Origin of the sequence: Anoxybacillus sp. UARK-01 (assembly GCF_002075365.1) — a bacterium.
Taxonomy (GTDB): domain Bacteria; phylum Bacillota; class Bacilli; order Bacillales; family Anoxybacillaceae; genus Anoxybacteroides; species Anoxybacteroides rupiense.
The window spans coordinates 35,642-52,011 of sequence record NZ_NASY01000037.1; the positions used below are offsets into that span (position 1 = coordinate 35,642).

Annotated in this window: 19 protein-coding genes; 12 read left to right on the forward strand and 7 right to left on the reverse strand. The window is 41.8% G+C overall.

The window, feature by feature from the left end:
• Positions 1-31: 31 nt before the first annotated feature.
• Positions 32-1,153: a DUF2515 family protein gene (locus B6A27_RS07525; protein WP_066149066.1), complete on the reverse strand. Its 1,122-nt coding sequence runs from the start codon at positions 1,151-1,153 to the stop codon at positions 32-34.
• Positions 1,154-1,430: 277 nt separating this feature from the next.
• Between B6A27_RS07525 and B6A27_RS07535 the strand changes: the two genes are divergently transcribed.
• From B6A27_RS07535 to B6A27_RS07550, 4 genes are all read left to right on the forward strand, one after another.
• Positions 1,431-2,258, forward strand: coding sequence for a serine/threonine protein kinase (locus B6A27_RS07535; protein ID WP_080861055.1), 828 nt, complete (start codon positions 1,431-1,433; stop codon positions 2,256-2,258).
• Positions 2,242-3,006 carry a sporulation protein gene (locus B6A27_RS07540; RefSeq protein WP_080861056.1) on the forward strand — a complete coding sequence of 255 codons (765 nt, stop codon included), beginning with the start codon at positions 2,242-2,244 and terminating at the stop codon, positions 3,004-3,006. The genes B6A27_RS07535 and B6A27_RS07540 overlap by 17 nt, the downstream gene beginning before the upstream one ends.
• A 322-nt stretch (positions 3,007-3,328) precedes the next feature.
• On the forward strand, positions 3,329-3,646 hold the full coding sequence (locus B6A27_RS07545) for a YodL domain-containing protein (protein ID WP_080861061.1): 318 nt from the start codon (positions 3,329-3,331) through the stop codon (positions 3,644-3,646).
• 93 nt (positions 3,647-3,739) lie between these two features.
• A complete protein-coding gene (locus B6A27_RS07550; RefSeq protein WP_044746003.1) occupies positions 3,740-3,919 on the forward strand; it encodes a hypothetical protein in 180 nt (59 codons plus the stop codon).
• A gap of 62 nt (positions 3,920-3,981) precedes the next feature.
• On the opposite strand, the gene B6A27_RS18805 is transcribed toward B6A27_RS07550, so the two are convergent.
• Positions 3,982-4,137 carry a hypothetical protein gene (locus B6A27_RS18805; protein ID WP_172798633.1) on the reverse strand — a complete coding sequence of 52 codons (156 nt, stop codon included), beginning with the start codon at positions 4,135-4,137 and terminating at the stop codon, positions 3,982-3,984.
• 119 nt (positions 4,138-4,256) lie between these two features.
• Between B6A27_RS18805 and B6A27_RS07555 the strand changes: the two genes are divergently transcribed.
• The 3 genes from B6A27_RS07555 (at position 4,257) to B6A27_RS07565 (ending at position 6,694) form a co-directional block, all read left to right on the forward strand.
• Positions 4,257-4,652 (forward strand): hypothetical protein, encoded by a 396-nt coding sequence (locus tag B6A27_RS07555; protein ID WP_080861063.1) that lies wholly within the window; start codon positions 4,257-4,259, stop codon positions 4,650-4,652.
• Between the two features lie 438 nt (positions 4,653-5,090).
• Entirely contained in the window at positions 5,091-5,795 is a 705-nt protein-coding gene (gene deoD / locus B6A27_RS07560; RefSeq protein WP_066149061.1) for a purine-nucleoside phosphorylase, read from the forward strand.
• A gap of 50 nt (positions 5,796-5,845) precedes the next feature.
• On the forward strand, positions 5,846-6,694 hold the full coding sequence (locus B6A27_RS07565) for a M15 family metallopeptidase (RefSeq protein ID WP_080861428.1): 849 nt from the start codon (positions 5,846-5,848) through the stop codon (positions 6,692-6,694).
• Positions 6,695-7,010: 316 nt separating this feature from the next.
• Here B6A27_RS07565 and B6A27_RS07570 read toward each other — a convergent pair whose 3' ends face one another.
• Together B6A27_RS07570 and B6A27_RS07575 are read right to left on the reverse strand one after the other, a co-directional pair.
• Complete coding sequence (locus B6A27_RS07570) at positions 7,011-7,271, reverse strand: hypothetical protein (protein ID WP_066149060.1); 261 nt, start codon at positions 7,269-7,271, stop codon at positions 7,011-7,013.
• A 69-nt stretch (positions 7,272-7,340) separates the two neighbouring features.
• Positions 7,341-8,039: a class I SAM-dependent methyltransferase gene (locus tag B6A27_RS07575; protein WP_080861432.1), complete on the reverse strand. Its 699-nt coding sequence runs from the start codon at positions 8,037-8,039 to the stop codon at positions 7,341-7,343.
• A gap of 198 nt (positions 8,040-8,237) precedes the next feature.
• On the opposite strand from B6A27_RS07575, the gene B6A27_RS07580 reads away from it, so the two are divergent.
• The 5 genes from B6A27_RS07580 to B6A27_RS07600 all read left to right on the forward strand — a co-directional run bounded on the left by B6A27_RS07580 (position 8,238) and on the right by B6A27_RS07600 (position 12,031).
• Positions 8,238-9,101 (forward strand): cation diffusion facilitator family transporter, encoded by an 864-nt coding sequence (locus tag B6A27_RS07580; RefSeq protein ID WP_080861065.1) that lies wholly within the window; start codon positions 8,238-8,240, stop codon positions 9,099-9,101.
• Between the two features lie 60 nt (positions 9,102-9,161).
• Positions 9,162-10,070, forward strand: a complete 909-nt coding sequence (gene corA, locus B6A27_RS07585; protein ID WP_080861067.1) for a magnesium/cobalt transporter CorA — start codon at positions 9,162-9,164, stop codon at positions 10,068-10,070.
• A 416-nt stretch (positions 10,071-10,486) separates the two neighbouring features.
• Entirely contained in the window at positions 10,487-11,401 is a 915-nt protein-coding gene (gene rarD / locus B6A27_RS07590) for an EamA family transporter RarD (RefSeq protein WP_080861069.1), read from the forward strand.
• 331 nt (positions 11,402-11,732) lie between these two features.
• The gene (locus B6A27_RS07595) at positions 11,733-11,831 is read left to right on the forward strand and encodes a YjcZ family sporulation protein (protein WP_080861071.1); all 99 of its coding nucleotides are present in this window, start codon (positions 11,733-11,735) and stop codon (positions 11,829-11,831) included.
• A 44-nt stretch (positions 11,832-11,875) separates the two neighbouring features.
• Positions 11,876-12,031 carry a YjcZ family sporulation protein gene (locus B6A27_RS07600; protein WP_063504935.1) on the forward strand — a complete coding sequence of 52 codons (156 nt, stop codon included), beginning with the start codon at positions 11,876-11,878 and terminating at the stop codon, positions 12,029-12,031.
• A gap of 52 nt (positions 12,032-12,083) precedes the next feature.
• On the opposite strand, the gene B6A27_RS07605 is transcribed toward B6A27_RS07600, so the two are convergent.
• The 3 genes from B6A27_RS07605 to B6A27_RS07615 form a co-directional block, all read right to left on the reverse strand.
• Positions 12,084-13,454 carry an MATE family efflux transporter gene (locus B6A27_RS07605; protein ID WP_080861073.1) on the reverse strand — a complete coding sequence of 457 codons (1,371 nt, stop codon included), beginning with the start codon at positions 13,452-13,454 and terminating at the stop codon, positions 12,084-12,086.
• 277 nt (positions 13,455-13,731) lie between these two features.
• Positions 13,732-14,997, reverse strand: coding sequence for a two-component system sensor histidine kinase NtrB (locus B6A27_RS07610; protein WP_080861075.1), 1,266 nt, complete (start codon positions 14,995-14,997; stop codon positions 13,732-13,734).
• 154 nt (positions 14,998-15,151) lie between these two features.
• Positions 15,152-16,333 (reverse strand): alanyl-tRNA editing protein, encoded by a 1,182-nt coding sequence (locus tag B6A27_RS07615; protein WP_080861077.1) that lies wholly within the window; start codon positions 16,331-16,333, stop codon positions 15,152-15,154.
• Positions 16,334-16,370 lie beyond the last annotated feature (37 nt).

A 16,370-nucleotide genomic window follows, 5' to 3' on the forward strand; every position in this document is an offset into this window, starting at 1 on the left:
AAGAAAAAACGACGAGATGACCTCGTCGTTTTTAGTTTGTTAACTTTGTGGCAGCAAGTAGCTTTTTGAGATTTTGCTTATAATGACTGGTGATTTCTGGCGCTTTGACGAATGGAAGTTGTTTGATTTCTTGTAGGATTGCGAGATCGTGAAACCAATCGCGGCGATCAGAAAAACGATGCGTCACATCAGCCCACGCTTCTTGTAAGTGCGGGCTGTAGATATGAGCGGCTTTTGTATGGTTGATCGCCGAAAAAATATGCGGCCAAAAATCAGCGCGCGATCCTGTATGCTTGGTTTGGCTAACAAAACGGCCCACGCCTCTTAAAATACGCTTTCGGTAAAACAGCATGCCATAAAGAGCTTTTCCTATCTGAATGCGGTGATATACATCAGCGAAGTCACGAGCCGTGATCCCAGCAAGATGGATTCGCTCGTTATGCACATAAGGAATCAATAAATCATTCAATCCGAGCCATTGCTGAATGAGAAATGGAAAAGAATCAAGAACGTGCCGTTGATAGAACGGATGGTCAACGACCCGCTGTTGAATATATTGCTGCTCGTTAATAATGAGTGCTACGGTCAATAGTGGAGAATCCTTTGTTTGATAAAAATACTCCCAAAACGGGCGCATAAATGAAGAAACAGAGAAGGCGGGAAGCAGATGAAACAGCGCTTTGTTATGTTGCCTGCTTGCTTCATATAGCAAAAGCTGAGGATAAGCATCGTGGAAGATTAAGGCATTGGCTCGTTCTAAAAATAAAAAAAGCGGCTGAATTTGCTCATGGCCAATAATCGATGGGATTAACCCGCCTTTTAGATCAGTCATATTCCAGCCTCCATTACGCGAAACGAGATGTGCTACAAGCGCCCAATGAATCTCGGGAAAGCGTGTGAAAAAAGAAAGATACGCTTGTGTACGTGTAACGTTATTGCGGTTATGATGCTTTGTTTGTTGGCGAATCCAGGAGATAAGACGCTTTTCTTCGTCCGTGAACGGCTGGCTTTTTTCTGGCTTCTCCCACTGTCGGCATAAGTATTCACATATAGAAGATGAGGCAATCGGAATGGACTCCCGATATAAAAGATGTCGATATAGTGATTGGAATGGGTGAGAAATCTTGGCGATCCAATTGTGAAAACTGTCCATTGCAAGTATCTCCTTAAAACTTTTTGAAACTTCCTTTGCCTTTTGACGTATATATAAGGGACTATGGATCAAAGGGAGCGATGGCAGTGTTAAGAAAAATCATGAAGTCGATTCTGAAAGAAAACTTTTCGCGCCGCCACCATAAGCCACATTATTCGAGCAGCGATCATTATTCAAAATATCGTAAGCCTATTCATCCATCTCATTACGGTCATGGGCATTATAAAAAGAAGCATCGCAGCGGAAGCTTTTTTTCCAGCTTCTTTAGCAGCTAACCATGAATCTTTCTTATTTTTTCACGAACATTCAGCGAATATTCGAACGGCGCTATAAAAAAGGAGCTGTTTTGTATGGCCGCTACGAAATCATACAGGAGCTAGGGATGGGAAGCTATGGCATCACGTATTTGGCGAACGATTTGCACACAAATAAACAAGTCGTGATCAAGCAAATGCGAAAGCGGAAGCGGAAAACAAGAGAAGATTCTTTTAGAAGAGAGGCCGCTATTTTAAGGCAACTCAATCACTCGCAAATTCCTGCTTTATACGACACGTTTACTGTGCGTCATACTCCCCATCTCGTAATGGAGTATATGGAGGGGGACACGGTAGAATCGCTTATCTTCGCAAAGGGAAAAGTATTTACGGAAGAAGAAGCCTTTCAATTATTAAAACAAGTATTAACGATTGTTGAGTATATTCATGCAAAAGGAATTGTTCATCGTGATTTGCGAATCCCGAATATCTTGCTGCGCGATGAGGATGTTTGCATTATCGACTTTGGTCTGGCGCGCTTTTTATCCGAACAGGATCCTCATATAGAAACATATATTCTGGAAAAAAAGCTACGCCGGCAGATTGATGTGAAAAGCGACATTTATGCATTGGGACACTTTTTATTGTTTTTGCTCTATTCTTCCTATGAGCCGACGACGAAAGAGGAAAGAAGCTGGGAAGAAGAATTGGGAATATCGAATTTCGCTCGCACCATTTTGCGAAGGATGCTGCAAATTACGGAGCCTTATGACGAGATCGCGTCATTAAAGGAGGATATTGATTGCATGCTCAAACGAAAGGAGAGGAACAAGCATGTCATTGTTTCATAAAATGCTGGCAAGCATCGGAATAGGAGCGGCTAAAGTAGATGCCAAGCTGATATCTGAAAGGCTTATGATCGGCGACGATGTTCAGGGAGTGGTCGATATCATAGGAGGCAGCAGCGCGCAAGAAATTGATCATATTTATATTTCTCTCTATACTACGTATACAGTGGAGATTGATGATCGAAAAAGCACGCGCCATGCGTTGATTGGCAAATGGCGCATCACTGACAAGTTTACGATCGGAGCTCATGAGAGGCGGCAAATCCCTTTTCGTTTTACTCTCCCGATTGAGACGCCGATTTCTGTTGGAAGGACAAAGGTATGGCTTCATACAGGATTGGATATCAAGCAAGCGCTTGACCCAACAGATGAAGATTATATTCGCGTTGAACCGTCTCCGGTCATGACCGCTGTATTAGCGGCTGTGGAACAGCTTGGATTTCGATTGCGTGAGGCGGAATGTAAAAAAGCGCGAGGTGCGAACGGTCTTCCTTTTGTTCAAGAATTTGAGTATGTTCCGAAAGCCGGATCATTCCGTAGTAAATTGGATGAGATTGAACTTGTATTTTCGCCGATTTCGAAAGATGAAGTCGAAATATACATGCAGATTGATCGTCGGGCGCGTGGATTGGGCGGCTTGCTGGCAGAAGCGATGGATTTAGATGAATCGCATGTTCGGTTTCGCGTCACCACTGCTGAAATTGCCCAGCTTCCTCAAAAGCTTTCCCGTTTGCTACAATCGTATTGCTAAAAATGGAGCGACAAGCAGACGATGAACAAACGCTTTCATACTGTGCCACTTGCCTCATTGATGAACGTCTTGATTCGATTCGCTTCTTTGTTCAGCCGCGTTTCTTATCTGAAAAGCGTCAAGACAGTTGAAGATGGAACATTCGAAATGAGTGGATGTCGGAGAGATAGGGAAAGTCAAAATGAATTTTGTCTGAAATCTGAAAGATTGGGCTATAAGCCCGATCTTTTTTTTGTTCGACAAAACAACTGTTATTTTGCTAAAGGAATCGACAGTCAACATGACTAATAAATTGATAAAAGAAAAGAAAGGGAGATGTTATATGGTTCGGCTTTTAGTGAAAAAAATGTTGAGATCACGGCAAATCTACGATGCGACACTGCTGCAGACGCCAAGATACGGACAGGTGAAGGGATATGAGCCTGTTTATCGTTTAACGGTCAATGCTACTACGCACGATGAAGCACTGGCGATGATTTATCGCATGTTTAACGTAGCGGATTTGCTTCCAAAAGACTATAAGGCGCGGTATGTTAGTACAGGAGATGTTGTCCTCATTGATGAAGGAACGTACGGAAAAACGTATTACAAGCTTTGCGCAGAAGGATGGAAAAAAATCAATCGTGTCCACATTCGATAATGATTAATTTTAGAAAATTCTAAAAAATTATTTTGTTTGTCGAGAAAGTATGCTACAATGAAAAAAATCGAATAGTTTCGTGGACACAAGGGAATGGATAAAAATAAAAAAGGAGGCGAGGATTTGAAACGGCAACAAGAGCCACCGACTGTGGCGCCGGGAATAGACGATGATGAAGAATTGAGACAAAAAGCTTCAAAAGAGGAAATTGCGCGCGGAGACTATACGAAGGTTGTGACGCTCGCGCTGGATGAAGTAGATTCATCGTCGTAAAAACAAACCCTTGTGTTCAGCAAGGGTTTGTTTCGTTTTACCGTTAAATTTTGTAAGACGTATTAGCTGTCAGGATTGTCGTGATGGCCGGGACCGTTTTTTCGTCCGGTTGCTGAATACTCCTTAGCATGTGCTGCGTTTTCTGACTGTAGCGCCTCTTTTGGAATATGATTATTCTTCTTCTGTCCGTTTATTCGGTTTCGATGTTTTTTCCCCATTGTTTCGCCTCCTTTGTGTTGTTTGCCTATTAGTATGTGCCGCTTCTATTAGGATTATCGTTGGAGATTTTTTGCAGGGTTTTGACTTTAAATGCTAAATAAAGGAAGGAGATTGAAGAATGATGACGGCATTAATCGCTTCTGCTTTTCTTTCGGTAATATTGACAATGGTTTTATTGTCTATAAAAGCAGTCATAGAGAGAAAGTTTAACCGGCGCAGAAAAATTTCGAGTTTGCATGTTGCCAATGTGTTGCTGCTCGGCATAATCATTGCTGGCTTGTATTATATATTAAGCGAAGCGAATAGTCGGCCCTCGTTTCCGTCATTCTTTTATGTATATTTTGGAGCCATTCAACTGCTGTTGCCAATCTATGCCCTTGTTTGCATCGGATTTTCAAAATACGAAAGAAAAAGGAAAAAATATATAATAAGTCCTGATAAAAAGGTATTGTATATTAAAGAGGAGTATTTAGCTCGGGGGCGGCATGATAACTATCAATCGAAGACTTCCTAGCTTTTTGGCTATCGTTGCTTTTTCTTCTATATGAATGTGGTCAGTAGAGAAAATAGGGAGGACACTCCCTACCTTTTTTGTGCTTCTGGTCTTTTCCTACGAAATCTTCTTCCAACTGTACCTACTAATAAAATTTTTTAATCATGAATTAAATAAAAAGATGTCCATAATATAAAAAAGAAAGGGCCGCTCGTTGTACGGATTGGGACAGATGTAACTGGAAATGTTTATATTTGTATCAATATGGATTTATAGTTGGGCTTTTATGGCATCAATAGCATAGACAGGTCCATAGAATGGTCTCTTGCCGTCGGTTTTTCAAAGATGATTCATTCCGTCTTCCGTGTGTGGAACGATCCATCATTCTTACCATTGTGCATATTCAGTAAAGAGTGTACAATGGTTGAGTAAAACGATCTTTTTGAAGGAGGACATGGAATGAGTATCCATATCGAAGCGAAAGAACATGAAATTGCTGAGAAAGTTTTGCTGCCAGGAGATCCGCTTCGAGCACAATATATCGCAGAAACATTTTTAGAAGGGGCAACGTGCTACAACCGCGTACGCGGCATGTTTGGTTTTACAGGTACATATAAAGGACACCGAATTTCTGTTCAAGGAACGGGAATGGGGGTACCGTCTATTTCGATTTATATAAATGAACTGATGCAAAGCTATAACGTCCAAACGCTGATTCGTGTAGGCACATGCGGAGCGATTCAAAAAGATGTAAAGGTGCGCGACGTGATTTTGGCCATGAGCGCATCAACTGATTCACAAATGAACCGTGCCACGTTTGGGGCTGTGGACTATGCGCCAACAGCGAACTTTGATTTGCTGCGAACAGCATATGATATTGGCGGTGAAAAGGGCCTGCAGCTAAAAGTAGGGAACGTATTCACAGCCGATATGTTCTATAACGAAAATGCAGAGTTTGAAAAATGGGCGCGTTACGGAGTGTTGGCGGTTGAGATGGAAACAGCTGCACTTTATACATTAGCCGCTAAATTTGGCCGTAAAGCCCTTTCGATTCTAACGGTGAGCGACCATATTTTAACTGGCGAAGAAACAACAGCGCAAGAGCGTCAAACAACGTTTAATGATATGATCGAAGTCGCTTTAGAAGCGGTGATCCGTTCTTAATCCGTACAATTCGAAGTGAGCCAAGAATGCTCAAAAGCAAGGTGAAAAACATGCAAAAAGTAATCATCACAGCCATAGCGGCAGCGTGTCTGCTCGGTGGTTGCGCAACGCAAAAAGAACATATGCAGCATCAGTCGCAAGAACAAACGGAGCCGACAGATCAGCATCCGGAAAAAGTGAATACAAAGGAACAAGGCAATGAGACGAAAGCGCCAGTGACCGAGCAAGAAACAAAGCCGCCAACAGATCCCGATCTAGTGCTTGAATCGCAATATTGGAATGTAGTTGAAGTAAAAAACGGCATGAAGGTCATTATGAACCCTGCTAATATATTGGCGATGGTGAACAAGGAACAGAGTTTGCCATCTACCTATAAACCAAGTGACTTAGTGATTCCAAATGTACCGTTTTCTTTTTCTGAAACGAATGTTGAAAAGCGCCATATGCGCAAAGAAGCGGCAAACGCTCTCGAACAATTATTTACAGCTGCCCGTCAAGCGGGTATCCAGCTTGTAGCCGTATCGGGATATCGATCTTATGATCGGCAAAAGGTTTTATTTGATGAAGAAGTGCGAAAGAATGGAAAAGCGAAAGCGGTTCAAGCTGTGGCGATCCCAGGACAAAGCGAACATCAAACAGGGCTGGCTATAGACATTTCAAGCCCGAGCGTCCGCAATGGCTTAACGGAAGCTTTTGGCCAAACGAAAGAAGGGAAATGGGTAGCAGCCCATGCTCATGAATACGGATTTATTGTTCGCTATCCAAAGGGCAAGGAAGCGATTACCGGATATGAGTATGAGCCATGGCATTTGCGCTATGTCGGAACAAAAGCCGCTAAAGTCATTTTTGAAAAAGGAATTACGCTAGAAGAATATTTCCGGATTGTAAAAAAAGTATAGCGTTTTCTTATGCTTTCATCATGCAAAACAAAAGCAGCGGATCTACCATGGATCCGCTGCTTGCTCATTTAGGGAGTTCTGGAACTCACGAGAATCGCTAGGAATGAATCACATTTAGCAGATGGCGATCTTCTCCTTGCGTTTGAACGCTAAAACGGAAGCGAAGTTGCGTTTTTATCCTTCTAACCGTACAGGCAACTAAACTGAAGCGCAGATGTTTTCGACTCATTAGTGAATAGGGAAATCTGCGGAGCAGATGGAGAAGATTCATGAGCAAGGATACTGTCCGGTTTTTTAGGAAGGAAAAAGAGAAAGCCTACCAGAATAATCCGACTAATGCGATTCCTGCAATTGCCCCGAGTGCAATTCCATAGCCAAATCCCCAACCCCAGCCCCAACCCCAGCCTGGATATCCGTATCCAAATCCGCCTAAATTTCGTTGGTTATTAGGGCTGATATAGACACGATTGGGCGTGACGCGAGTAATTCGGCCAACATGAACATTGCCGGATCGATCATGAATTCGCACCACTTGGCCGCGATAACGGCAGCAGACATCGTACCATTGTTGTGACATGTATAGTCCTCCTTTTTATTGATATATTTATAGGGTATGTGTCGAAAAAAAAGAGGTTTGTACCAATGTCTACTTTTGGCACGAAAATATGCAATAACCAAGCTGAGTTCCATATCGTTTTTTCATATATTCATGTGTGTTTAAGATCGCCATTGTCTCAGCAGATAAACGAGTTTCCAGTGTAAAGATCGTTTGGTCGGCAGGATATTGGGTGGCGGAATAGGCAGCCATTTGAATTGCACGAAATCCGTATTGGCGTAAAAGAAGATGCCACTCTTTTTTTGTAAGAAGCTGTCGAAATTGATAAAACGAACAAATTTCCTTTTTATCGCTTTCGGACAACTGCGCATGAGCCGCTTCAATACCAATGAGCTTCCCATGCGGTTTTAACGCTCGATAGATTTCTTGTAACGCTTTTGGCAGTTTGACGAAAGAAAGAACAGATTCGCATAATACAATATCAAATTGCTTAGGTTGAAATGGTAAAGATTCAACGGAAGCTTGATATAGATGAACCGGCTGCGGAAGGGAAGAAAAGCGGCTTTTGGCTTTTTCAAGCATTTTAGGATGAATATCAATAGCGGTTACGTGAGCGCCGTATGTTTCGGAAATGTAAGCAGCCGTTTGTCCGGTTCCGCATCCGACATCGAGAATTCGGGTTGTTGGTTGTATATTAAGTTTACGTAATATTTTGTGGGTTAACAAAGGTCCGCCGGGATGTGCACTATCGATTCCTAACTCTGCTAAAACATCAAGATATGTTTTCAATTTTTCGTCCTCCAATGATTCTTTTTTATAATTTATGCGCAATGAGTGAATTTTGCCTTTATGCAATAAAGTTCCCTCAATAGGAAAAAGTTTGTCTTACTCTATAGTCCTTCTGTACGCCAATTTTGTTGTTGTAGACCCACATGGTGTTATGCTGATAAACTATTACATGCAAATAGAAAAAGAAAGGTGAAATGCATGAAAGCAGAAGTTGGGGCTTGGGTGAGTATAGGGAGCTATCTAATCTTAGCGGCAGCGAAGCTTGCTATCGGTTATATTGCTCATTCGGATGGGGTGACGGCCGATGGATGGAACAATTTTACGGATATTGTTGCTTCTGTTGCCGTTTTAGCGGGAATAAAAATTGCGCAGAAACCGAGAGACCACAATCATCCATATGGACATTCGCGGGCAGAAAACATTTCATCGCTGATTGCCGCCTTTATTATGATGTCTATTGGAATCGATGTTGCTCTGAAGGGGGCTTTGTCGCTTTTTCATCAAGAACAAAATGAATCGCCGCAATGGCTGGCTGCGTGGGTAGGAATCGTTTCAGCTTTGGTGATGATGCTAGTGTATCGATTTAATCATCGTCTTTCTCAGCGTGTCAATAGCCCGGCATTGGCGGCAGCGGCAAAGGATCATTTATCGGATGCGCTCGTCAGCATCGGGACGGTCGTTGGAATTATTGGTGCACAGTTTCATCTTTTTTGGCTTGATCCATTAGCGGCCTTTATGATTGGGATCATGATTTGTAAAACGGCTTGGCACATTTTTGCTGAAACCTCGCATTTGTTGACGGACGGATTTGATGAACAGACTTTAGCTGTGTATGAGCAAGAAATTGCTGAGATTGAAGGGGTTAAGCATGTTTCAGATGTGAAAGCGCGAATGGTGGGCAATCAAATCATTTTGGATGTGACCATTCATGTTGATGCAGCGCTGACAGTGGCGAAAAGCCATGAAATCGCTGATGAAGTGGAACGGATGATGAGGAACAAGCATCAAATTGAAATGACTCATGTTCATATTGAGCCAGCCTTCAACCTTAATCGTTCATAAATGATTAAGGTTTTTTTCATACTATAGAATAAATGCCGTAATGAAGAAAGGATTGTATCGATGCGACACGATGGAATAGCAGAGAAATGCTGGATTCATTTTACCGAGAGAACAAAACACGAGTTGAAATTGCTGGCGGAACAATTGAAGCTTCATCCACTCGCAACGCAATCTCTTTTGAGCGAGAGCCATTTACCGAAAATTGACGTATATGATGACAGTCTTTTTATTTCGCTGGCTTGGATCCAGGAGGAATGGCGTGTGAGCCGCTTACAGCTTATTATCACCAAGCAATATGTGATTAGCTATACAAAGAATAATGAGCCAATGATTGAGCAAGTAGAAAAAAAGCTGCTTCATCATCCTGAAGAAGCGGTTGATCCGTGCTTTGTTTTTTATCGGATGTTAGATGTAGCTACGTTTCATTTTTTACATGTGATTGATGAAATAGCCAATAAAATTCAAGCGCTTGAAAAACAAGTATTTAAAACCCCTTTTGAAAATGAGATTGGCCATAGCGTATATCGCTGGAAAGTAAAAATTCACGAGCTCCGCCAAACGATTGAAGCTCAAGAAGAAATGATGAAAACGTTAAACCATCCAGAAATTCCGCATATAAACGAAAAAATCCGTCCTTACCTTCAGGATGTGTCAAGCCGTTTCTCAAGGAGTACAGCCGCACTTGATGCGTTTAAGGAAACGTTATCAGATATTTTTAATTTACAGCTTTCATTGAAATCAGACCATATGAATACGATTATGAAGACGTTAACATTAGTTAGTGTGATTTTTATGCCAATGACCTTTGTTGCTGGTGTGTATGGGATGAATTTTAAATGGATGCCAGAGTTAACATGGACATATGGGTACATTTATGCATTGGGATTAATGGGAGGATTAGGAATAGCGATTGCATTTTATTTTAAGAAAAAAGGCTGGTGGGGAAAAAAGAAGGACGGCTCTATATAAGCAAAAGGACCATTAGTGTAAAAAGAAAAGGAAGGACGGGTGCTGCATCGATAGATGATATAACTCGATAGTTGTATGAATATGGAGCTATGCTGGTTCCATGACGAAGGCAAATCTGCCGATGACCGTGGTGATTTTGATCCAATAACAGTCTCCGCCCTAAGAGAAGAAGAGAGAGAATTTTTCTGTAAAAGATCTTTTGCTTGGAAAGCTATGTAAAACGATTTATAATAGTAGCATTATGATAGCTGTTTGGTCTGGAAGCTGTCAGGCAAGACAAAGGGGGATTGTTTTTTGAAGGGAGGTCAGATTTGCCTGCTCTTCGGTGGTTCTTAGTAGATACTTTGAAACAGACAGAGAGTGGGTAGCTGATTCTGAGCCTACGAAAGCGGAAGCACAAAAAGGGGATAAGCAAAATGAAGCAACACAATGAAAAAGTAGGTATCCTGTATACGGCTGCAGCCTATTTGATGTGGGGAGTTTTACCTCTTTATTGGAAATTGCTCGATGAGCGTCAAGCGAGTGAAATTTTAGCGCATCGCATTGTTTGGTCATTCGTTTTTATGATTGCGTTGTTGACGTTAACAAAACAAATGCGTTCATGCTGGAAGCAATTTTTTGAGATGGTAAAGCAGCCAAAACAAGCATGGGGGATCATTGCGTCTTCATGCTTAATTAGCGGCAACTGGTTTATCTACATATGGGCGGTGAATCACGGACATATTGTGGAAGCAAGTCTTGGCTACTATATCAATCCGCTCATTAGCGTTGTTTTAGGCATGATTGTGCTGAAAGAGCGTTTAAACATATGGCAGTGGCTCTCTTTTTTACTCGCGTCTATCGGTGTTTGTCTCATTACTCTTCAATATGGAAAGTTTCCTTGGGTTGCGTTATCGCTTGCGTTGTCGTTTGGATTTTATGGATTGGCGAAAAAGTTGACATCGTTTGATTCCGCCATCGGTTTGACGATTGAAACGATGATGGTGACACCGTTGTCCTTTATTTATCTCATTTTTTTATATGCCCAGTCTCAAGATTTGCCTTCCTTTTCATGGTGGCAAACGCTTTTGTTAATCGGTGCAGGTCCAGTTACAGCGTTGCCGCTGTTGTATTTTGCGAAAGGTGCCAAACGCATTTCACTGACAATGCTCGGTTTTCTTCAATATATCTCGCCAACGTTAAGCTTATTATTTGGGGTTTTTCTGTTTCACGAAGCATTCACTAAGACGCATGTCTATGCATTTAGTTGTATTTGGTGTGCCCTGCTTATTTTTTCGTTTGCAAATGTGAAGCAGCTGCAACTGCCAAAGCGAAATTCAATGAAAATATAAACGAAATAAAAAATAGTCTTCGCCATGCGAGGACTATTTTTTTATTTATGAAAGCTCATAATACTCAGATCCAATCGATTCACTGATGATCCTCGATACATATGATGAATGAACAGTATATGTAAAAAATGACGGTCGGTCGCCTAACCGTCAAAGGCGGATCACCCCCCACTCACATAGAAAGTGATATCGATCAGCGTTGCATGTAATGATGAACGAGCGTTACGGGTTCATGGAATGATATACAAATACCCATTTTTATAAAAAAGTCTAACCATTTTCACCTAAAGTGAATAGTCTACTAGTACAAAAGCGAAGGAGGTGCTCAAAGATGGGTGCAGCTTATGGCGGCGGTTTTGCGTTAATCGTTGTATTGTTTATTCTGTTGATTATTGTAGGTGCAGCATTTGTTGGTGGCTGGGTGTACTAATTCACCCTGCCATCATAACATGGCAATAAAAGGAGGGGTGTAGCATGTCATTTGGATACGGATGGGGCTATGGCGGCTTCGGTGGTTGCGGCGGCTATGGTGGCTACGGCGGCTACGGTGGCTACGGATATGGACGTGGCTTTGTGCTTATCGTCGTCTTGTTTATCCTGTTAATTATCGTTGGTGCAGCTTGGTGCTAACGAAAGCCAGCTGAAAATAAAAAATAAAAAAAGATAAAACGGAAGAAGCCGACTAAGCTTCTTCCGTTGCTTTTTCATGATGATTGTATTTTTTTTGGATCAGTACGAGCCGGCATGAAAGAAAGATCGCGCCAGCAGCCAATCCAGTAATTAATCCGATCCAGTATCCGAACGCTCGGGCAGCGGTAAAATTGGCGAGAATATATCCGACTGGCAATCCGATAGCCCAGTATGATAAGAAAGCAGCAATAAACGTGGCATTTACATCCTTATATCCCCGTAGTGCTCCTTGGATAGGGGCAGCTACTGCATCAGAAAACTGGAAAAAGATTGCATAAAGTAAAAATTGTTTGGTTAACAGCAGCACTTCTTGTTCACTTGTATATAAAGCGGCCACTTCGCCGCGGAAGAAATAAAGCAGCAAAGAAGTAATGACAGCAATGGCGACCGCCATTCCAACACCAAGTGCGCTATATTGCTTAGCATCGCGCTGCCGCTTTGCCCCGACTTCAAAACCCACGGCAATGGTTAAAGCCATAGAAACGCTTAGGGGAATCATATAAAGAAGCGATGCAAAATTGATGGCACTTTGGTGCGCAGCAATGGTCATTGTACCGAATTCGCTCATTAGTAAAGTTACAGCGGAAAAGATACTGGTTTCAAAAAAAATCGAAAATCCGATGGGAATTCCTATTTTCAGTAGTTCCTTCCATGCCAAAAGGGACAGCCGATATAATCTCTGAAAAATGTGATATCGCGAAAAGCGTTTTAATTTGTAAACCATAAAAAAAGAAAGAAAACAGCAAAACCAATATGTAATGGCTGTAGCGTATCCCGCTCCGACACCACCTAATTTTGGAAAACCTAAGCGTCCGTAGATCAGCAAATAGTTAAACACAATATTAACGGGCAAAGCGGATAACGTAATCAACATGGTGATTTTCGTTTGACCGAGCGCGTCCATAAAGCAGCGAAGAACATAATAAATGAACAGCGGCACAATTCCCCAAGCAAGAGCGAATAAATAGCGGGAAGCAATGGCTTGCACGCTGCTTTCTAGTTTCATGCTTGTCAAGAGTCTCTCCACTCCTAGTGCGCCGATCAAAAGCACGAAGACAGCGATGGTAGCAGCTAAATAAACCGCTTGAATGACATAATAGGGAATTTGCTCATGCCGTTGGGCGCCAAGATGTTGAGAGATAATGGGGGTTAGGGCTAATAGGATTCCACTAATTCCAGTAAAGACAGGGACCCAAATATTTGAACCGATGGCTACTCCAGCTAAATCTTGGGCGCTGGCATGCCCCGACATGGTCACATCAGCAAAATTCATGGCATAAAGGCCGATTTGAGTGACGAAAACTGGAAAGAGAAGATGAAAAAATTGAATCATTTTTTGCTTGAGAGTAAAAGTTTGTTCCATAAAAGTCCCTCCCTCTTAGTGACGAAGCGGTATCAATCGCACAAGGGCCTTTACTTGATGGGCTGCTTCGTTAGTGTGATGGTTGCAATATCAATGCTTCAATGAAATTGCTGGAAATAGACCTTGCAGATTAAAGGATTTTTGAGAAAGTCAACGGGCGAACAACATCGCTTTCCGACAGATTCGCGAATCTATGGAGTAGATGTTGTTTCATTGGCCGATAAAAAGCGGCCGAAAAATCATGAAAAATAAACAAAATAAGAAACTACCCCCCATGTTAAGAGGCAGCTTCCCGTTGATTGATCGGCAATTCAATGATAAAGCATGTTCCGTCTTCGCCGCTTTGCACTTTCATTGTGCCTTTATGCAATTCCACAATTTTTCTTGAGAGAGAAAGACCAAGTCCTGTTCCCGCTTCTTTTGTTGAGAAAAATGGATCAAAAATATGCTCAATAATCGTCGGCGGAATTCCTGGACCGTTATCTTGAAAATAAATTTGCACAATATTATTGTGCAGCTTGCTCGAAATAGCAATGCATAATGTTCTTTCTGTCTTTGCTTCAATCGCGTTGCGAAATAAATTGAGAAATACTTGCAGCAATTGATTTTTATCGGCTTCGACATCGTACATACCCAATCGTTCATCTAAATCAAAATGAACCTTAATATTGTGAAGCAGCGCTTCGCTTTGCAGTAGAATGCCTAAATCTTCAGTGATAAACTGATTAATGTTGATGTTATTTGTTTTTACTTCCGCTGGTTTAGCGATGTTTAGAAAGTCGGTGATAATGCCGTTTGCCCGATCCAGTTCGGGAATCAGCAGCTTATCAATCAGCGCAATAATTTTATCTGGAAGATCGTTTTTAAAAAATTGCAAATATCCCCGTACAGTCGTAAGCGGGTTGCGAATCTCATGAGCAATTCCAGCTGCAATGCGTCCTGCTACGGCCAGTTTTTCTGTTTCCTTCATCAAGTTAAGCGACTGAAACATGCTGATAACCCGTTTAATCGATCCATCGGCGTTATGAATCAAACGCGTATTTATAATGCCGTAATAGCGGTCAAGCACTTCCTGATTATAAATAGGTTCATTTTTTTCGATGGATTTAAGCGTCACAATGAGTTCATCAGGCAATTGCAGCAATTCGCGTATATGTTTGCCGATGACTGAGTCGCGGTTCACTCCTGTATCGTTGGCCGCCTGTAAATTACAAAGTGTGATCATACCGTTACCGTCCACAAAAACGATATGATGCGGAACAAGATCAAGGATCGGCGACAAAAACGCCTCAATTTGCTCAAATGGCAAGTCATTGCTTAAATCAACATCCAACTGCAGATGAGCGCCATTTTCATGTTGAACAGGGAGGAAGCCGATGATGGGCTCTTTTTGACCCCGTTTTTTTTCCATCGTCATCCCTAATGTATAGTCAGTAAATTCAAAAGGAAACGTTAATTCTTTGATAAAATTTTTATAGAATTGCAATTCTTTTTCTAATTGAGCAATCCGTTTATTTAATTGTTGATGAGATGTATTTAGCATAATTAGCCACTACTCCTTAATGAAAACAGCCTTCGTTAAGTAGTGTACAGAAAATTTTTTGTTTTCGCCAGAGGAAATCATAAATTTTGTAACAATTTTGTAATATAATATTTGGTTGTACGACAAAAAGATCCGATCCAATGAATGATGGTGATCATGTATGGATCGATAACCCATTTTGCAGCTGCTGGATAAAGGAAATTAACTCATCGTTAGTCAGAAAGACAGCCTGCGCTTGTCGGTCATTGCCGCCTCCTTTGCCATTTGTGGCTTCAAGCTGTTGTTTTAGCACATTTCCAGCATGAAAAGAATGGCTAGGGGATTTGACAATAATCAAACGAGATTCGGCTTTTGTTGCTAAGATGGCCGTTTTTTGATAATGAGTAACCACTTCGCTGGCAATGATTTGCAAGTCTTTGCTTGGAAGATCCTCATAGATGCGAAAAACAATGGAAGAATCATTCGCTTCTTGAACGATTCCTTCTGCTTCTATGCGGGCCATCATTTGTTTCATGTGCTGCAGTTGCTTTTGGTATTCCTTATTTTCTGCTTCTAGCTTGTATAGAACATTGGCAAGCATCTCTCGATGAGCGCCGAAATGCTGGCTTAATGATGTTAAGAGGCGATGGGATGTTTGATAATCGTCAAGCGCTCGCCTTCCACATTTAAAGAATAGGCGCGTCATCCCACGATGCTTTTCCGTTTTAAGCAGTTTAATGATGCCAATTTCTCCTGTTCTTGAGACATGGGTGCCGCAGCAAGCGGAAATGTCAACTCCTTGAATTTCTACGACCCGAATATCTCCGTCCAGCTCTGGCAGCTTGCGGAATGGCAGCTTTTTTGCTTCTTCCTGTGATACGTAATAGGTTTTAATAGGGATGTTGTTATAAATCAACATATTGGCCTGATCTTCAATAGCGAGTAATTGCTGCTCTGATAAAGCAGGGGTATCTAAATCAATCGATACGATATCACGGCCAAGATGAAAGCTTTTGGTATGCGCATCTAGTAGCTCTATGCAGACGGCCGAAAGTAGATGCTGGCCGCTATGCTGTTGCGTGTGATCCCACCGGCGCTGTGCATCTATTTCACAGTGAACAGATGATGAGGCCGGGAGCGACGATAAGCGATGATATACTTCACCGTTTTCCTCAAACACATCCATGACAGGAATCGCTTCAATGGTTCCACAATCAGAAGGCTGTCCGCCTCCTTCAGGATAAAAAGCTGTTTCTGCTAGAGTCACAATGTATGTATCTTCGTCCTTTTGGCTGCTTGTAATCGTTGTTTTCCAGCTTGTTATAGAAGGGGAAGTATAATAGAGCTTGACTGTCATATAGGTCACCCTTTCTCTCTTATTTCTTTCTCATCTT